This is a genomic window from Idiomarina baltica OS145 (assembly GCF_000152885.1).
GTDB lineage: Bacteria > Pseudomonadota > Gammaproteobacteria > Enterobacterales > Alteromonadaceae > Idiomarina > Idiomarina baltica.
The window spans coordinates 285,901-287,210 of sequence record NZ_CH672404.1 but is presented as its reverse complement, the minus strand read 5'-3'; the positions used below and the strand labels follow the sequence as shown (position 1 = coordinate 287,210).

The following is a 1,310-nucleotide window of genomic DNA, read 5'->3' as shown; positions in this document are numbered from 1 at the left end:
TATTAAGATGGTCCGAAATTGTTATATCAAGCTTATTCAATATCTTCAACACCCTTTTCAGTACGATGCGATGATAGAAGCTACTCGGAAATTGGTTACAACACCCGTATAAGCTTTAATCCTTAGGCTACCACAGTCGTAACAATTGAAAACCCTTTTTTAGTAAAATTTTAACGAAAAAATGCGGTCTGTAGAGCATTTCTAGCGCTCGAGACCGCATTTTGTCGTTGCTATATCAAAAAACTGAATAAAAAATTAAGTCTTTGTTGGATTTCGCTCTAAAGCGACCTCAAGTACCTCATCAATCCATTTTACAGGCTGAATCGTCAAGTCTTGCTTCACGTTATCAGCGATTTCCTTCAAGTCACGCTCGTTATCTTTTGGAATTAACACATGCTTGATGCCACCGCGATGAGCAGCTAGCAGCTTCTCTTTCAAACCGCCAATCGCCAACACTTCGCCTCGCAGTGTAATCTCACCCGTCATAGCCACTTCTGAGCGCACTGGTATCTTAGTTAACGATGACACTAAGGCGGTCACCATAGCAATACCGGCACTTGGACCGTCTTTAGGCGTCGCCCCTTCAGGCACGTGAACATGGATGTCGCGCTTCTCATGAAAGTCTTCTGCAATGCCTAGCTTATCAGCACGGCTTCTAACCACCGTAAGTGCGGTTTGAATCGACTCTTGCATGACATCGCCAAGCGAACCGGTTGAAGTAATCTTGCCCTTACCGGCAACATTGGTTGCCTCGATAGTCAGCAAGTCACCACCCACTTCTGTCCATGCTAAGCCTGTTACTTGACCAATTTGGTTCGCTTCTTCAGCCTTACCATAGTCAAAGCGCTGCACACCCAAGAAGTCACTTAAGTTATCTTGGTTGATAGTGACTTGCGTAATCGACTTATCCAACAAGATCGTTTTAACCGCTTTACGGCATAACCGCGAAAGTTCACGCTCTAAGTTACGCACACCGGCTTCACGCGTGTAATACCGGATAATGCCTAGAATCGCGCTATCTTCAACGTCAATTTCTTTCTTCTTCAAGCCGTTGCGATCGATTTGCTTAGGCAATAAATGTCGCTTAGCAATATTCAACTTCTCGTCTTCGGTGTAACCCGACAGTCGTATCACTTCCATACGGTCCAACAACGGTGCTGGAATATTCATGCTGTTAGAAGTGGCCACAAACATAACATCAGATAAGTCGTAATCGACTTCCATGTAGTGGTCGTTGAAATTAACGTTTTGCTCACGATCAAGCACCTCAAGCAATGCCGACGCCGGGTCGCCGCGCATATCAGACGACA

General features: G+C 45.0%; 1 protein-coding gene. It reads right to left on the bottom strand.

Annotated features, from left to right (window positions below):
- Positions 1-255: 255 nt before the first annotated feature.
- Positions 256-1,310, bottom strand: a 1,055-nt coding sequence (locus OS145_RS05015; RefSeq protein WP_006955136.1) for a S16 family serine protease, incomplete at its 5' end; no start/stop codon positions are given.